The 16,398-nt window shown below is 72.3% G+C and carries 14 protein-coding genes; 10 read left to right on the forward strand and 4 right to left on the reverse strand.

The genetic code is table 11. From position 1 onward, the window contains the following. The first annotated feature begins 22 nt into the window (after positions 1-22). The 6 genes from ABT008_RS09840 (at position 23) to ABT008_RS09865 (ending at position 6,481) form a co-directional block, all read left to right on the forward strand. A complete protein-coding gene (locus ABT008_RS09840) occupies positions 23-715 on the forward strand; it encodes a succinate dehydrogenase cytochrome b subunit (RefSeq protein ID WP_350695213.1) in 693 nt (230 codons plus the stop codon). A gap of 2 nt (positions 716-717) precedes the next feature. Further along, positions 718-2,655, forward strand: a complete 1,938-nt coding sequence (locus ABT008_RS09845; protein WP_350695214.1) for a fumarate reductase/succinate dehydrogenase flavoprotein subunit — start codon at positions 718-720, stop codon at positions 2,653-2,655. Next, positions 2,652-3,413, forward strand: a complete 762-nt coding sequence (locus tag ABT008_RS09850) for a succinate dehydrogenase/fumarate reductase iron-sulfur subunit (RefSeq protein ID WP_350695215.1) — start codon at positions 2,652-2,654, stop codon at positions 3,411-3,413. The genes ABT008_RS09845 and ABT008_RS09850 overlap by 4 nt, the downstream gene beginning before the upstream one ends. Positions 3,414-4,068: 655 nt before the next feature. Then, entirely contained in the window at positions 4,069-4,248 is a 180-nt protein-coding gene (locus ABT008_RS09855) for a hypothetical protein (protein ID WP_350695624.1), read from the forward strand. Between the two features lie 235 nt (positions 4,249-4,483). Continuing rightward, entirely contained in the window at positions 4,484-5,278 is a 795-nt protein-coding gene (locus tag ABT008_RS09860) for a serine hydrolase (RefSeq protein WP_350695217.1), read from the forward strand. Between the two features lie 54 nt (positions 5,279-5,332). Beyond that, positions 5,333-6,481: an MBL fold metallo-hydrolase gene (locus tag ABT008_RS09865; RefSeq protein ID WP_350695219.1), complete on the forward strand. Its 1,149-nt coding sequence runs from the start codon at positions 5,333-5,335 to the stop codon at positions 6,479-6,481. Positions 6,482-6,554: 73 nt separating this feature from the next. Here the strand turns inward: ABT008_RS09865 and ABT008_RS09870 are convergent, their stop codons facing one another. Further along, on the reverse strand, positions 6,555-8,066 hold the full coding sequence (locus tag ABT008_RS09870) for a deoxyguanosinetriphosphate triphosphohydrolase family protein (protein WP_350695220.1): 1,512 nt from the start codon (positions 8,064-8,066) through the stop codon (positions 6,555-6,557). Between the two features lie 62 nt (positions 8,067-8,128). Between ABT008_RS09870 and ABT008_RS09875 the strand changes: the two genes are divergently transcribed. Both ABT008_RS09875 and ABT008_RS09880 read left to right on the forward strand, forming a co-directional pair. Further along, positions 8,129-10,633, forward strand: coding sequence for a Tex family protein (locus ABT008_RS09875; protein WP_350695221.1), 2,505 nt, complete (start codon positions 8,129-8,131; stop codon positions 10,631-10,633). Between the two features lie 34 nt (positions 10,634-10,667). Then, the gene (locus ABT008_RS09880) at positions 10,668-11,096 is read left to right on the forward strand and encodes a hypothetical protein (RefSeq protein WP_350695223.1); all 429 of its coding nucleotides are present in this window, start codon (positions 10,668-10,670) and stop codon (positions 11,094-11,096) included. A gap of 88 nt (positions 11,097-11,184) precedes the next feature. On the opposite strand, the gene ABT008_RS09885 is transcribed toward ABT008_RS09880, so the two are convergent. From ABT008_RS09885 to ABT008_RS09895, 3 genes are read right to left on the reverse strand one after another with little or no spacing between them, the layout of a single operon-like run. Continuing rightward, positions 11,185-12,432 (reverse strand): glycosyltransferase family 4 protein, encoded by a 1,248-nt coding sequence (locus ABT008_RS09885; protein ID WP_350695225.1) that lies wholly within the window; start codon positions 12,430-12,432, stop codon positions 11,185-11,187. Next, entirely contained in the window at positions 12,429-13,358 is a 930-nt protein-coding gene (locus ABT008_RS09890) for an NAD-dependent epimerase/dehydratase family protein (RefSeq protein WP_350695227.1), read from the reverse strand. Before ABT008_RS09890 ends, ABT008_RS09885 begins: the two co-directional genes overlap by 4 nt. Continuing rightward, complete coding sequence (locus ABT008_RS09895) at positions 13,355-14,017, reverse strand: sugar transferase (protein ID WP_350695601.1); 663 nt, start codon at positions 14,015-14,017, stop codon at positions 13,355-13,357. The genes ABT008_RS09890 and ABT008_RS09895 overlap by 4 nt, the downstream gene beginning before the upstream one ends. A gap of 314 nt (positions 14,018-14,331) precedes the next feature. On the opposite strand from ABT008_RS09895, the gene ABT008_RS09900 reads away from it, so the two are divergent. Next, positions 14,332-15,375, forward strand: coding sequence for a polysaccharide biosynthesis protein (locus ABT008_RS09900; protein WP_502890383.1), 1,044 nt, complete (start codon positions 14,332-14,334; stop codon positions 15,373-15,375). Beyond that, complete coding sequence (locus ABT008_RS09905; protein WP_350695230.1) at positions 15,372-16,370, forward strand: dTDP-4-dehydrorhamnose reductase family protein; 999 nt, start codon at positions 15,372-15,374, stop codon at positions 16,368-16,370. The genes ABT008_RS09900 and ABT008_RS09905 overlap by 4 nt, the downstream gene beginning before the upstream one ends. Positions 16,371-16,398 lie beyond the last annotated feature (28 nt).

The raw sequence follows: 16,398 nt of genomic DNA on the forward strand, positions 1-16,398 counted from the left end.
AAGTGCTCCTAGCGTCGGGCTCGTGGTAGTCACGACGAGAACGCGGTCGCCCATCCGATCCAATGTCGGACTGAAGGCGGTCATGGCGGTGACGGGCATCTTCCTGGTGCTCTTCCTCATCGCGCACATGCTGGGCAATCTCAAGGTCTTCGCCGGCGACACGTCGTTCAACGACTACGCGCACTGGCTCCGCGAGATCGGCGGCCCGGTGCTACCGAACGTCTGGTTCCTCTGGATCATGCGGATCGGCCTGCTGGTCTCGGTGCTCGGCCACATCTGGGCGGCCACCGTCCTCGCGCTGCGCGCCCGCGCCGCCCGCCCGGTGCGCTACGCCCACCGCAAGAAGGTCCGGGGCAGCTACGCCGCCCGCACCATGCGCTGGGGTGGCGTGATCATCCTGCTCTTCGTGATCTATCACATCCTGGACCTCACCACCGGCACGCTGAACCCGGTCGGTGACCCCTCCCGGCCGTACGCCAACGTGGTGGCCGACTTCGCGCCCGCGCGCTGGTACGTCACGCTCTTCTACACGCTGGCGATCGTCACGCTCGGCTTCCACCTGCGGCACGGCATCTTCAGCGCGCTGCGCAGCCTCGGGCAGCAGACCCCCCGGGGCGAGCAGCGGGCCCGCCTGGTGGCGTTGACCTTCGCCGTCGTGCTCTGCGCCGGCTACCTCCTGGTCCCGTTCGCCGTACTCACCGGATTGGTGTCCTGACCATGGATCTGTTCACCGAGGGCGACCCGATCGCCGACACCCGGGCTCCCGACGGGCCGATCGAGACCCGCTGGGATCGCCGCCGCTTCGAGGCCAAGCTGGTCAACCCGGCCAACCGGCGCAAGATGACCGTGATCGTGGTCGGCACCGGCCTGGCCGGCGGTGCCGCCGCCGCCACGCTGGGCGAGCAGGGCTACCGGGTCAAGTCGTACTGCTACCAGGACAGCCCGCGCCGGGCCCACTCGATCGCCGCGCAGGGTGGCATCAACGCCGCCAAGAACTACCGCAACGACGGCGACTCGGTGCACCGGCTCTTCTACGACACCGTCAAGGGCGGTGACTTCCGCTCCCGCGAGTCGAACGTGCACCGGCTGGCCGAGATGTCGGTGAACATCATCGACCAGTGCGTCGCCCAGGGCGTCCCGTTCGCCCGCGAGTACGGCGGTCTGCTGGACACCCGCTCCTTCGGTGGCGCCCAGGTGCAGCGCACCTTCTACGCCCGGGGCCAGACGGGCCAGCAGTTGCTGCTCGGCGCGTACCAGGCGTTGGAGCGGCAGATCGGCCTCGGCAACGTGGAGATGAACGCCCGGCACGAGATGCTGGAGCTGATCATCATCGACGGCAAGGCGCGCGGCATCGTCGTCCGGGACATGGTCACCGGCGAGATCAGCACCGAGTTCGCCGACGCGGTGGTGCTCGCCTCCGGCGGCTACGGCAACGTCTTCTACCTCTCCACCAACGCCAAGGGCTGCAACGTCACGGCCACTTGGCGGGCGCACCGCAAGGGCGCGTACTTCGCCAACCCCTGCTACACCCAGATCCACCCGACCTGCATCCCGGTCTCCGGCGACCACCAGTCGAAGCTGACCCTGATGAGCGAGTCGCTGCGCAACGACGGCCGGGTGTGGGTGCCCAAGACCAAGGGCGACGACCGCAACCCGCAGGACATCCCGGAGGACGAGCGGGACTACTACCTGGAGCGGATCTACCCCAGCTTCGGCAACCTGGTGCCCCGGGACATCGCCTCCCGGGCCGCGAAGAACGTGTGTGACTCCGGCCGTGGGGTGGGCCCGACGAAGCTCGGCGTCTACCTGGACTTCTCCGACGCCATCACGCGTCTGGGCCGCAAGGCCATCGAGGCCAAGTACGGCAACCTCTTCGAGATGTACGAGCGGATCACCGGCGAGGACCCGTACGAGGTCCCGATGCGCATCTACCCCGCCGTGCACTACACGATGGGCGGCCTCTGGGTCGACTACGACCTCCAGTCGACCATCCCCGGCCTGTTCGTGATCGGCGAGGCGAACTTCTCCGACCACGGCGCGAACCGGCTTGGTGCCTCGGCGCTGATGCAGGGGCTGGCCGACGGCTACTTCGTGCTGCCGAACACGGTCGCCAACTACCTGGCCGCCGGCCCGTTCGAGCAGGTCGACGGCAGCCACCCGGCGGCCGTCGAGGCGCGGCGCGACGTCGAGGACCGGATCCAGCGGCTGCTCGCGATCGACGGCGACCGCACGGTGGACTCGTTCCACCGTGAGCTCGGCCAGATCATGTGGGAGCACTGCGGCATGGAGCGCTCCGAGGCCGGGCTGCGCAAGGCGATCGACGAGATCCGCGCGCTGCGCGACCAGTTCTGGCAGCGGGTACGGGTGCCCGGCGACGGCGAGGGGCTGAACCAGTCGCTGGAGAAGGCCGGCCGCGTCGCCGACTTCTTCGAGCTGGCCGAGCTGATGTGCATCGACGCCCTGCACCGGGAGGAGTCCTGCGGCGGTCACTTCCGTGCCGAGCACCAGACTCCCGACGGTGAGGCCCAGCGCGACGACGAGCACTTCGCGTACGTCGCCGCCTGGGAGTTCACCGCCACCGGGCAGCCCTCGGTGCTGCACAAGGAAGACCTGAACTTCGAATACGTCCACCCCACGCAGCGGAGCTACAAGTGAACCTGACCCTGCGCATCTGGCGTCAGTCCAGCCCCCAGGACAAGGGGCGGATGGTGACCTACCAGGTCGAGGACGTCTCCCCGGACATGTCCTTCCTGGAGATGCTCGACGTCCTCAACGAGCGGCTCATCCTCTCCGGCGAGGAGCCGGTCGCCTTCGACCACGACTGCCGCGAGGGCATCTGCGGCATGTGCGGCCTGATGATCAACGGCGACGCGCACGGGCCGCAGCGCGGCACCACCGCCTGCCAGCTCCACATGCGACAGTTCTCCGACGGCGAGACCATCGACATCGAGCCGTGGCGGGCCCGGGCCTTCCCGGTCATCAAGGACCTGGTGGTCAACCGCAACTCGTTCGACAACATCATCGCTGCCGGCGGGTACATCACCGCCCCCACCGGCAGCGCGCCGGAGGCCCACTCGGTCCCGGTGGCCAAGGCCGACGCCGACGCCGCCTTCGAGTCGGCCGCATGCATCGGCTGCGGCGCCTGCGTGGCCGCCTGCCCGAACGGCTCCGGCATGCTCTTCACCGCCGCCAAGGTCACCCAGCTCTCGCTGCTCCCCCAGGGCCAGCCCGAGCGGTACACCCGGGTCATCGGCATGGTCGACGCGCACGACGAGGCCGGCTTCGGCGGCTGCACCAACGCGGGCGAGTGCACCGTGGTCTGCCCGAAGGGCATCCCGCTGACCACCATCGGCCGCCTGAACCGCGACTACCTGGCCGCTACCACCAAGCGGAGCGACACCCCCGGCACCTGACCCCCGACCCCCTGACCCCCGGCACCCGACCGCCGGCACCCGACCCCCGGGACCAGAACGTCGGGGCCCGACCCGTGGGGCCCGACCGTCGGGACCAGAGCGTCGGGGCCCGACCGTGGGGCCCGACCGTCGGGACCAGAGCGTCGGGGCCGGACCCATGGGGGCCCGACCGTCGGGACCAGGCCCCCGGGGCCCGACCCGTGGGGCCTGACCGCCGGCACTAGACCCCGGGACCCGACCACCGGGGGCCTGGTCCCGTGGGACCCGCCCCCGCACCCGACCTGCGGCACCTGACCCGTGGGGCCCGGCCCCGCACCTGGCCACGTCGAGCGGCCGCCCTGCCACCCCGGCACGGCGGCCGTTCGCAAACCCAGCCCGCACTCGCCCCACCCCGCCCGCCTCACCACCGCAGCCGCAGCCGCAGCTCCGTCGATCATGGAGTTGCGGCTGCGGTTTTGTGGCGATTGAGAGGCTTCTTCGGCGCCACAACTCCATGATCGGCGTCCCTTGATCAGCGTGGGCGTCGGCGTGTGGGCGGTCCGCTCACGCCTGCACGGAGGCAAGATCCGCGCAACTTCAGTGATGTTGCTGTCTCCGGGGGCGTCTGAGGCAGCAGTATCCATGAAGTTGCGCGGATCATGATCATCCGCGAGGGGTGTTGTACGCCCAGTGTGAGACCACCCAGGTGACCGCCGAGGGCAAGGGTGCCGCGCTGTTCGGCTACACCTCCCTGTGCGGCTCGGTGCCCGGTGGGCAGGCGGAGTACCTGCGGGGCGGTCCTCACTCCGTGAGCGGTCGCCATGCGCCGGTGTCCCGTCGGACCGGACGTCCGTGATTGACCCGGCCTAGGGTGTCTGTGACGGAACCGGCTTAGGGTGTCTGTGACGGAACCGGCTTAGGGTGTCCGTGACGGAACCGGCCTAGGGTGTCCGGGACGGACTTCGGGCCGACGGGAGTGGACCATTCGCGAACCGGATGCACCGCAGCACGACCTGAGCCGGATCGCGGCACGGGTCCGGGCGGCGTACCGGCGGGAGCGTGCCCGGGCCGGCGGCGACTGGCAGGCGTACGTGAGTCTCGCCGGACCGGGCGGCCCGCTGGTCGCGGTCGACGAGTCGGCGGACCGGCGGGTCGAGGCGTACAGCATCAACAAGATCGCGGTGGCGACGGCGGTGCTGGACACGGTCGATCGGGGGCGGCTCGCCCTCGACCGTCAGGTCGAGGTGACCGCAGAGCTCGCCACTCCGGACAGCGACGGCATCTTCGGGTTGGCTGGCGCCTATCCCAGCCGGGTGACGCTGGGACACGCGTTGGCGAACCTGCTGACCGTCTCCGACGACGTCGCGGTGCGGCTGTGCGCGCAGGTCTGCCCGGGCGCCGAGGTCAACCGGATCCTGGTGGCGAAGGGCTTCCCGCGCACGCAGGTGCAGCCGGTGGCCGACTCGCCCCGGTACCACCTCGGGACCAGTACGGCCCGCGAGACGCACGACCTGCTCCGGGCGCTCGTCGACGGTACCCTGCTCTCCCCCGCCTCGACGGAGTTCGTGCTGCGGTTGCTGCGCTCGCCGGTGGCGTTCACCGACGGGATACGGCGCAGCATGTCGTCGGCCGAGCGGGCCCGGATCGCCACCAAGGCCGGCTGGTTCCGCGACGCCCGGCACGAGGCCGGGGTGATCTTCGACACGAGCGGCTCGCCCCGGCTGACGTACGCCTTCTTCGCCGCCGGTCAACCGGGAGCGGACGACTTCGGCGCCACCCACCCCGCTGTGCAGGCCCGGGCCCGGCTGGGCCGGCGGCTGCTCGACCTGCCCGACCGGCTGGCGACCGGCGAGCCTCGTCCGCACGGTCCCGGCAACCAGGATTGAACCGCGCGGCGAGGGCTACCGTGGACTGCGGGGATCAGCAGAGGGGGGTCAGCCATGCGAGCGCCGAAGGAGCCGACGGGACGAGTCACCGGCCGACGGATCGCGGGATCGGTGGTCGGGGTGGCCGCGTTGGCCGGACTGGCCGGGTTGGCCTGGGCGGCCCGGGGCGTACCGGCCGCGCTCGGTGGCCGGCTGACCGGGGCGCGGGCCGAGCGAGCGGAGCGGTCGCCGCAGTTCCGCGACGGGACGTTCCACAACCGGGCGAGCACCCGGACGGCACCCAACCCGGACAGCAACCTCTTCCGCGAGATGATCTTCGGTAAGCAGCAGCGTCGGCCGACCCGCGCCGTGCCGCTGGTGCGGCCGACGCCCGCGCCCGACGTCGACCGGGCTCGCGAGCTGAACCTCGTCTGGTACGGCCACGCCTCCACGCTGATCGAGATCGAGGGCCGCCGGGTGCTGGTCGACCCGGTCTGGAGCGACAGGTGCTCGCCGTCCGACGCGGTCGGCCCGCGTCGCCTGCACGAGCCGCCGGTACGCCTCGACGAACTGCCGCAGCTCGACGCGATCCTGATCTCCCACGACCACTACGACCACCTCGACATGGCCACGGTGCGGGAGCTGACCGCCCGGCAGTCGGCGCCGTTCCTGGTGCCGCTCGGCGTCGGCGCGCACCTCGACCGGTGGGGGGTGCCGGCGCACCGGGTGATCGAGCTCGACTGGTCGCAGACGCACCGGGTGGCCGACCTGGAGATCACCTGCACCGCCGCCCAGCACTTCTCCGGCCGGGGGCTGCGACGCAACGGCACGCTCTGGAGTTCCTGGGTGGTCGCTGGTCGGCAGCGGAAGGTCTACTACACCGGGGACTCCGGCTACTTCGACGGGTACGCCGAGATCGGGTCGACCTACGGGCCGTTCGACGCGACGCTGGTGCAGATCGGCGCGTACGACCGGGCCTGGCCGGGAATCCACATGTTCCCGGAGGAGGGCGTCGCCGCCCACCTGGACCTGCGCGGCGGGCTGTTCGTCCCGGTGCACTGGGCGACGTTCAACCTCGCCCTGCACGACTGGTCCGAGCCGGTGGACCGGCTCTGGGCCGAGGCCAAGGCACGCGACGTCCGGCTGGCCGTGCCCCGGCCCGGCGAGCGCGTCGTGGTGGACGACCCGCCGCCGGTCGACGGCTGGTGGCAGGCGGTCGCCTGAGCTCGTCGTTGTGTTAGTAGGGGTCCCTTCCTATGCCGCAGGCGTTAGGAAGGGACCCCTCCTTGCACCCAGCTCAGAGGACGAAGGCGTCGGTCCAGAGGGCGCCGGAGCGGCCGGACAGGGCGTCCAGCATCGCCACCGCCTGCCCGTCGGTGAGCTGGGCCACGAAGTCCACGATGGCACGGCCCCGCGCCTTGCCGAGCCGGTCCGGGGTGCGCGGGTGCAGCTCCGCCTCGGCCAACTCGACCAGGTCGTGCAGCCGCCGGGGCAGGCGGGACTCCTCCTCCGGGTCGAGCAGCCACTCCAGCAGCGCCTCGACCAGGGTGCCGAGCAGTCGGGCCTGTCCCCGCTGGTGCAGGGCCAGGTCGGGACGGGCCAGCACGAAGCGGTGGTGGACGAACTTGAGCACCTGCACCTCGTGCCACTGTGCCGGGGCCAGCAGCACGTGCCCGGAGCGCATGCCGGGCTGCTCGACGACCGTGATCGCGTCCACGAAGCGGGTGGTCCACCGGGCGGAGAACCGGGCGACGTACTGTTCCGCCTCGATCGAGCCGTCGAAGGGTACCGCCAGCAGGCCCTCGACCAGCTCCTCCCGGACGTGTTCGACGGCCGCCGCGAAGGCGTCGTCGTCGGCGATCCAGGCGTCCTTGCGGTGCAGTTGGCGGCGCAGCCGCTCGATCGCCGCGCCGGGCCGGCGGGCCGAGGTCTGCAACGCCGCGTCGGTGATGGCTCGCAGGCTGCCGCTCTCCCGCTGCCAGGCCATCAGCTCGGCGGCGACCGCGCCCTGCTGGAGCACCCCGACGCGATAGAAGTCCTCCACGTCGTGGATGGCGTACGCGACGTCGTCGGCGGTGTCCATCACCGATGCCTCGACGGTCTGCTGCCAGTCGGCGATCCGCCCGGCGAACGGCGCCCGTGCCTGCCGCAGGTCCTCCAGCTCGGTGCGGTACGCCCCGAACTTCGCCGAGCCGCTGTCCGGGTCGTCCGGCGGCGGGGTGGCGCCGCGCGGCGGCGGGTCCATCAGGCGCGGGTGCGGGTCGGGGTGGTCGAGCCGGGTCCACGGGTACTTCAGCATCGCCGCCCGGACCGCCGCGGTCAGGTCCAGACCGGTGGTGGCCGCGCCGCGGATCTCGGTCGAGGTGACGATCCGGTACGACTGGGCGTTGCCCTCGAAGCCGTCGGTGAGGCCGAGCCGGTGCCGGGCCAGCCGGTCCAGCACCCGTTCGCCCAGGTGCCCGAAGGGCGGGTGACCGAGGTCGTGGGCGAGCGCGGCGGCCTCCACCACGTCCGGGTCGCAGCCGCCCAACTTCTCCACCAGGTCACGTTGCCACCCGTCGGCGGTGAGCCGTTCCGCGATCGCGCGGGCCACCTGTGCGACCTTGAGGCTGTGCGTGAGCCGGTTGTGCACCAGCAGCCCGGACCCGCCGGGACTGATCACCTGGGTGACGCCGCCCAGGCGGGTGAAGAACGGCGAGCCGACGATGCGGTCCCGGTCCGCACGGAACGGGCTGGTCGCGAGGTCGCCGAGGGTCCGGGCGCTGCCGCCGAACAGGCGTCGGGCGCGCGGCTCCACAGGTGGTTCCATGATCGCCACGGTAGCCCGGCAGAATGCACCACGGAACCCACACCCGAAGGCGGAGCGACATCGTGACCCTCTCTGTTCATCAGCGCATCGCCGAGGAACTCGGCGTCGCCGAGCGCCAGGTACACGCGGCCGTGGAGCTGCTCGACGGCGGTGCCACCGTGCCGTTCATCGCGCGGTACCGCAAGGAGGCCACCGGGCTGCTCGACGACACCCAGCTCCGTACGCTTGAGGAGCGGCTGCGCTACCTGCGTGAGCTGGACGAGCGGCGGGCGGCGGTGCTGGAGTCGATCCGTTCCCAGGGCAAGCTGGACGAGGCCCTGGAAGCGCAGATCATGGCGGCCGACTCGAAGTCCCGCCTGGAGGACATCTACCTGCCCTACAAGCCCAAGCGGCGCACCCGGGCGCAGATCGCCCGCGAGGCGGGGCTGGAGCCGCTGGCCGACACGCTGCTCGGCGACCCGGCGCGGGACCCCCGGGAGACCGCCGCCGGCTACGTCGACGCGGACAAGGGGGTGGCCGACGCCGCCGCCGCGCTGGACGGGGCGCGGGCCATCCTGATCGAGCGGTTCGCCGAGGACGCCGACCTCATCGGCACGCTGCGCGAGCAGATGTGGTCGCGGGGCCGGCTGGTGGCCCGGGTACGCGAGGGACAGGAGTCGGCCGGGGCGAAGTTCGCCGACTACTTCGACTTCGCCGAGCCGTACCCGAAGCTGCCCTCGCACCGCATCCTGGCGATGTTCCGGGGCGAGAAGGAGGGCGTGCTCGACCTGACCATGGACCCGGAGACCGACGGCGACGCCGACACGGTCACCGGACCGACCCGGTACGAGGCAGCGATCGCCGGCCGGTTCGGGGTCGCCGACCAGGGGCGGCCGGCGGACCGGTGGCTGGCCGACACGGTGCGCTGGGCGTGGCGTACCCGGATCCTCATCCACCTCGGCGCGGACCTGCGGATGCGGTTGTGGCAGGCGGCCGAGGAGGAGGCCGTCCGGGTCTTCGCCACCAACCTCCGTGACCTGCTGCTGGCCGCGCCGGCCGGGGCCCGGCCCACCATGGGTCTGGACCCGGGGCTGCGGACCGGGGTGAAGGTGGCCGTGGTGGACGCTACCGGCAAGGTGGTCGCCACCGACACGATCTATCCGCACGAGCCGCGCCGGCAGTGGGACGCCTCGATCGAGACGCTGGCCCGGCTCGCCGGGGCACACGGGGTGGAGCTGGTGGCGATCGGCAACGGTACGGCCAGCCGGGAGACCGACAAGCTCGCCGGTGACCTGATCAAGCGCTTCCCGCAGCTCGGGTTGACCAAGGTGGTGGTCTCCGAGGCGGGCGCCTCGGTCTACTCCGCCTCCGCGTACGCGTCGCAGGAGCTGCCCGGGATGGACGTGTCGCTGCGCGGCGCGGTCTCCATCGCCCGCCGGTTGCAGGACCCGCTCGCCGAGCTGGTGAAGATCGACCCGAGGTCCATCGGGGTCGGGCAGTACCAGCACGACCTGTCGGAGGTGAAGCTCTCCCGGTCGCTGGACGCGGTGGTGGAGGACTGCGTCAACGGCGTCGGGGTGGATGTGAACACCGCGTCCGCGCCGCTGCTGACCCGGGTCTCCGGGATCGGCGCCGGGCTGGCCGAGAACATCGTGCTGCACCGGGACGCCAACGGGCCGTTCCGCAGCCGCTCCGACCTGCGCAAGGTGCCCCGGCTCGGGCCGAAGGCGTTCGAGCAGTGCGCCGGCTTCCTGCGCATCCCCGACGGCGACGACCCGCTGGACTCCTCCAGTGTGCACCCCGAGGCGTACCCGGTGGTGCGCCGGATCCTGGCCAGCACCGGGCAGGACCTGCGGACGCTGATCGGCCGGTCGACCATCCTGCGCGGGCTGCGGGCCACCGACTTCGTCGACGACACGTTCGGTCTGCCGACGGTGACCGACATCCTCGCCGAGTTGGAGAAGCCGGGGCGGGACCCGCGTCCGGAGTTCAGGACCGCCACCTTCGTCGAGGGCGTCGAGAAGATCGGCGACCTGACCCCGGGGATGGTGCTGGAGGGCGTGGTCACCAACGTGGCCGCCTTCGGTGCCTTCGTCGACGTCGGGGTGCACCAGGACGGCCTGGTACACGTGTCGGCGATGTCGCGCACCTTCGTCAAGGACCCGCGCGAGGTGGTCAAGTCCGGCGACGTGGTCAAGGTGAAGGTGCTGGACGTGGACGTACCGCGCAAGCGCATCTCGCTGACGCTGCGGCTGGACGACGACGCGGAGGCCGGCCGGGGCGGCGCGCGGGAGCGCGGTGGTCGGGAGAACCAGGCCGGTCGGGAGAACCAGGCCGGTCGGGAGAACCAGGCCGGTCGGGAGAACCAGGCCGGTCGGGAGAACCGGGGCGGCCGGGACGGCGGCGGACAGAGCGGACGCGGGCAGGGCGGCAGTGGGCAGGGCGGTGCCGGGCAGGGCGGACGCGGCGGCGGTCGCGGTGACCGGGGCGGGCAGCGTGGCGGGCCGCAGCAGCGGCAGGGCCGGGGTCCGGCCGGGCCGGCGAACGACGCGATGGCCGAGGCGTTGCGTCGGGCCGGACTGGCCTGAGCCCTCCCCCGGTGGGCGGCGTACGGTGAGCGCCATGGCGGGCGACGACGACTGGCGGGAGCAGCGGCGGCGGGCGGTGCACGCACACGCCGAGGCCGAGTCCCGCGCCCGGGCCGTGGAGCAGGCCGCGGCGGCGGAGCTGGTACACCGCTTCGCCGCCGACGCGACCGCGCGCGGGCTGCGCCCGGAGCGGCTGCGGGTGACGTCGTACGACGGGCGGCACCGCTACCGCACCGGGCTGACCGGCTGGTACGTCGACCGGGGCCGCTCGCGGGCGGTGGACACCCGGGGGAACTTCTATCTGCTGACCGTGCCGAACAGTCTGCGTGCGCTGCTGTTCGGCGCGGTCTGCCCGCCGGTCCCGCCGCCGCTGGTGGTCGGCCGGGGCGGCCGGGACGGCGAGTCGCTGCCCCTGGCGGAGCTGCTGGACCGACGCCTCGCCGCCGGTGACGACTGGCCCTGACGCCGCCGACGTCGGCCCTGACGGCCGCCGCAGTCGGGCCGCTCGGCGCCGCGCGGCCGTCAGCGTGGGTGTCAGCGCCGACGACCCCTCAGCGTCGGTGGACGTCGACCATCTCGGAGAGCGCCTGCTCCACCCGTTGCGCACCGGCGGCCACCGAGAAGACCCGCTGGTAGTGCTGCCGACCGGCCTGCCCGAGCAGGTCGAGCTTCTCCCGGCCCAGGTCGCAGAGTTCGCGCAGCGCGGCGGCGATCGAGTCGGGGTCACCGGGCCGGGCGGTGATCCCGGCCCCGCTGTCGCGGGCCACGTCGGCGGCGTCCCCCTCGGCGGCGACCAGCAGGGCCCGTCCGGCTGCCAGCGTGGCCTGCACCTTGCTCGGCATGGTGTACGCCGACATGCCGCCGGGCCGCAGGCTGACGTAGTGCGCGTCGCCGGTGGCCATCAGGGCGGGCATCCGTTCCCGGGGCAGTTGCCCGAGGAAGCGCACGTTGGCCGCGCCCAGTTCGTCGGCCCGGTGGCGCAGCCGTTCCTCGGTGGTGCCGGAGCCGGCGATCAGGCAGACCAGCCGGGGATCGGTCACCCGGGCACAGGCGTCGACGAGCGAGTCGAGCCCCTGCGCCTCGCCGAGCGCACCGGCGTACACCAGGACCACCTGGTCGGGTCGCAGGCCCAGCTCCGCGCGCAGGTCACCGGCGCGGGGCCGGGGGGTCTCGTCCGCCCACATCGGGATGTGCACCAGCTTCTCCCGGGGCACGCCCCGCCCGGCGAGCAGGTCGACCGCGCCGGGCGAGACGCAGGCGACGCGGGCAGCGCTGCGGTACATCCCGCCGCACCAGCCGGCCATGCCCCGCTCGACGGTCCGGGACAGCCGCCCGGTGCCGAGGAAGCCGCTGGCCACCACGCTGTCCGGCCAGAGGTCGAGGACGTGCAGCAGCACCGGCACCCGGTGCGCGTACCGGGCGAACCACATCGGCAGGGCGACGCTGATCGGTGAGTTGCCCACCCAGAGCGCGTCCAGACCGCGCAGCACCGGCGTGCCGGAGGCCAGTGCGGAGACCGCGAAGGAGCCGTAGTTGGCCACCCGACGCAGCGCGGACCGGTCGTGGCTGGGATACAGCGCGACCCGCCGGATCCGGGTCGCGCCGACGGTCTCGTCCCGGCGGCGGGCCATCCGGTAACCGGGGGCCAGCCGCCCGGTCGGGTAGTTGGGAAAGCCGGTGAGCACCTGCACCTCGTGGCCTCGGCCGGCGAGGGCGGTGGCGAGCATCCCGGGCAGGGCGGCCGGGCCGGGCTCCGGGTCGAACCATTGCGTGAGCAGGCCGATGCGCATCCGCCTCATCCCGTCTCCAGTGTGGCCAACGGGCGTACCGGCGACGTGGCGCCGTCGGTACGCCAGAGCGCGGTCAGCGACTCGCGCAGGTCGTACGCGGGTGCCCAGCCGAGCACCCGCCCGGCGCGGCCGATGTCCGCGCACATCCACGGCACGGTGGCGGAGCGCCCGGCGTCGACGGCGAAGCCTCCGTCGCGGATGTCACCGTCGAACCCGGCCACCTCGGCCAGCAGCCGGACCACGTCGCGGACGGCCACCGCCCGGCCGCTGCCGACGTTGACGACGCGGTCGGTCGTGGGCGCGCTGCGCGTCGCCGCGAGGACCGCCGACGCCACGTCCCGCACGTCGACGAAGTCGCGGTACGTGTCGTGCAGTCCCAACGCGATCCCGTCGTCCCCGGCGGCCCGGGCCGATCTGATCAGCGCGGTGACCCGACCGAGCACGTTGCCCGGTGGCATGCCCGGCCCGACCGGGTTGAAGACCCGCAGCACCACCGTGTCGAGCCGCCCCGCCACGCCGGCCAACTCCGCCAGCCGGGTCGCGGTGAGGTGACTGAGCCCGTACTCGTTGACCGGCGCACACGGGTGCTCCTCGGGCACCGCGAGGCCGTACGGCACGGGTCCGTACTCGGCGGCCGAGCCGATCCGGACCAGTCGGGCCGCCGGCACGGCCTCGGCCATCGCCTCGACGAGCTTGGCGGTGACCAGCACGTGCGCGCGGACGAAGTCGTAGCCGGAGCCGACGATCCGGCCGGCGGCGGCCACCACCACGTCGGGCCGCTCCCGGGCCAGCAACGCGATCAACGCCGGCAGCTCGATCCGGACCAGGTCGCAGGCCACCCGGTCGGGTGCCCGGACGTCGGTGTGCGCGGCGAGCAGGGACCGGATGTGCCGTCCCAGAAACCCACCGGCACCGAGCAGCATTACCCGGCTCATCGGCGGTACGCGGGGTCCGCCTCCGCGACCGACGGTGGATTACCGGTGAACTCGTGCCAGGTGGCCGCACCGGGCGCGGAGATGCCCTGGCGACTGACCACCACCCAGACGGTGGCCAGCACGATCTTCAGGTCCAGCAGGAGGGAGCGCCGGTCGACGTACTCGACGTCGTGGGCGAACTTGGCCTGCCACTCCAGCGCGTTGCGGCCCCGGACCTGCGCCAGCCCGGTGATGCCGGGGCGGACGTCGTGGCGGCGGGCCTGTTCCGGGCTGTAGAGGTCGAGGTACTGCACCAGGTGCGGGCGGGGACCGACGACGCTCATCTCGCCCCGCAGCACGTTCCAGAACTCCGGCAGCTCGTCCAGGCTGCTGGCCCGCAGCCAGCGGCCGACCGGGGTGAGTCGCTGCGCGTCGGTCACCAGTCCCCGGTCCGGGTCGGGGTGCCGCATGGTCCGGAACTTGACCATCTCGAACAGCTCGCCGTGCAGGCCGGGTCGCTTGTGCCGGAACAGCACCGGCCGCCCGTGCGCGATCAGCACCACCAGGGCCACCAGGGCCATCAGCGGTGCACCCAGGACCAGGACGAGAAGGGCGCCCACGACGTCGAGCAGCCGCTTCCACCGATCGTACGGTCGCGGGGTGTCCGGATCCTCGGCGATCCCGCGCGGACCCCTCGCCTCGCCGGCAGACCCGGCACGCGTGTGCGTCGCATGGAGAGCAACTTTTGACATGCGATACGCATATCATTCTCCACTGCACCGGATCCCGCTTTCACATTTCGTGGCGCGCCGTTCGGACCATACGGTGGAATGAATAGCGCTCACCTGTCACCCCTACGTCGACAATCCGAATGAGACTCCTTTTCAAATTCGGGAAAGCCGACCCGGACCAGTTCGTGAATCGGTATGTTCGCCGGTGGATGCTGTCCCGACAGCATCGCGGAACACTCGACTCGGAACAGGCAGGGCCAGATGTGATTTCCTCGCTAACGGATCGGCGATTTCTGATTACCGGCGGCACCGGGTCATTCGGCCAGACGATGGTTTCCCGGCTGCTCGACGCCGGTGCCACCGAGATACGGGTCCTCAGCCGCGACGAGTCCAAGCAGGACGCGATGCGGCACCGCCTGCGCGACGACCGGGTCCGCTACTACGTGGGTGACGTCCGCGACTACGACAGCGTGTTCAAGGCCGCCCGGGGCATGGAGTTCGTCTTCCACGCCGCCGCCCTCAAGCAGGTCCCGTCCTGCGAGTTCTTCCCGTTGGAGGCGCTGCGCACGAACGTGCTCGGCAGCGCGAACGTGGTCGAGGCCTGCGAGCGGGTCGGCGTCGAGACGCTGGTGCTGCTCAGCACCGACAAGGCGGTCTACCCGGTGAACGCGATGGGGATGACCAAGGCCCTGATGGAGAAGGTGGCCCAGGCGCACGCCCGGAACAACCCGCAGGCCCGGACCCGGGTCTGCTGCGTGCGCTACGGCAACGTCATGTATTCGCGCGGCTCGGTGATCCCGCTGTTCATCGAGCAGATCCGCCGGGGTGCGCTGCCCACCGTCACCGAACCGTCGATGACCCGCTTCCTGATGTCGCTGGCGCAGTCGGTCGACCTGGTCGAGCACGCCTTCCGCCACGGGCAGCCGGGCGACGTCTTCATCCGCAAGGCCGACGCCTGCACCATCGGCGACCTGGCCACCGCCCTGTGCAACCTGTTCGGGGTGCCCGCCAAGTTTGACGTGCTCGGCATCCGGCACGGCGAGAAGCTGTACGAGACCCTGGCCAGCCGGGAGGAGCTCGCCCACGCCGAGGACCTGGGGGAGTTCCTCCGGGTGCCGGTGGACAGCCGCGACCTGAACTACGCCCTCTACTTCGAGGAGGGCAATGTCGAGCGGGGCACGCTGGCCGACTTCCACTCGCACAACGCCCGCCGGCTCTCCGTACCGGAGATCGAGTCGCTGTTGCGGACCCTGCCCGAGGTACGGGCGCAGCTCGAGGCCGCGGCGGCCGCCGCCGTGCCCGCGTGACCGAGCGGCGCGGTGCCGCCCCGGGCGTGGGCGGCGGCGCGACGGAACGGGTGCCCCGGCGGCGCGACCAGGCCGACGCCGCGTCGCGCCCGGCTGCCCGGCGGGTCCTCGTCGTCGGGGTCACCGGCATGCTCGGCCACGCCGTCCTGCGCGAGCTGAGCGAGGACCCCGACCTGGACGTGCACGGCCTGGCCCGACGCGTCGACGACGAGGCGGGGTGGTTCCCGACGCACCTGCGCGACCGGATCACCACGGGCGTCGACGCCACCCGGTTCGACGAGGTCCGCCGCTTCCTCGACCTGCTGCGGCCGGACGTGGTGATTAACTGCGTGGGTGTCATCAAGCAGCGGCCGGACGTGCAGGAGGCGGTGCCGACCATCACGCTCAACGCGCTCCTGCCGCACCTGCTCGCCGACGCCTGCGCCGACCTCGGCGCCCGGCTGGTGCACGTCAGCACCGACTGTGTCTTCTCCGGTCGACGGGGCGACTACGCCGAGGACGACCTGCCCGATCCACCCGACCTGTACGGGCGCTCCAAACTCCTCGGTGAGGCGGCCGGGCCGTCCGCGCTCACCCTGCGTACCTCGATCGTCGGGCACGAGTTGGCCACGCACCGTTCCCTGGTGGACTGGTTCCTCGCCCAGCGGGGCCAGGTACGCGGTTTCACCCGCGCCGTCTACACCGGTGTGACGACCGTCGAGTTCGCCCGGCTGCTGCGCACCGTGGTGCTGCCGCGCGAGGACCTGACCGGGCTCTACCACGTCGCGGCCGAACCGATCACCAAGCACGACCTGCTGCGGCTGGTCGCCGAGGTGTACGGGTGGCCGGGCGAGCTGGTGCCGGACGACGGGTTCGTCTGCGACCGCTCGATGCGGGCCGACGCGCTCGCCCGGGTCACCGGCTACCGGCCGCCGGACTGGCCGGAGATGGTCCGGGCCATGCACGCGGCCCGGGCCCGCTGGACCGACGCGGACCTGCCCGGCATCCGGGTCTGACGGCGGAGGGACGACCCGCCGGCCGCGT

Source organism: Micromonospora sp. NPDC002389 (assembly GCF_040296095.1).
Taxonomy (GTDB): domain Bacteria; phylum Actinomycetota; class Actinomycetes; order Mycobacteriales; family Micromonosporaceae; genus Micromonospora.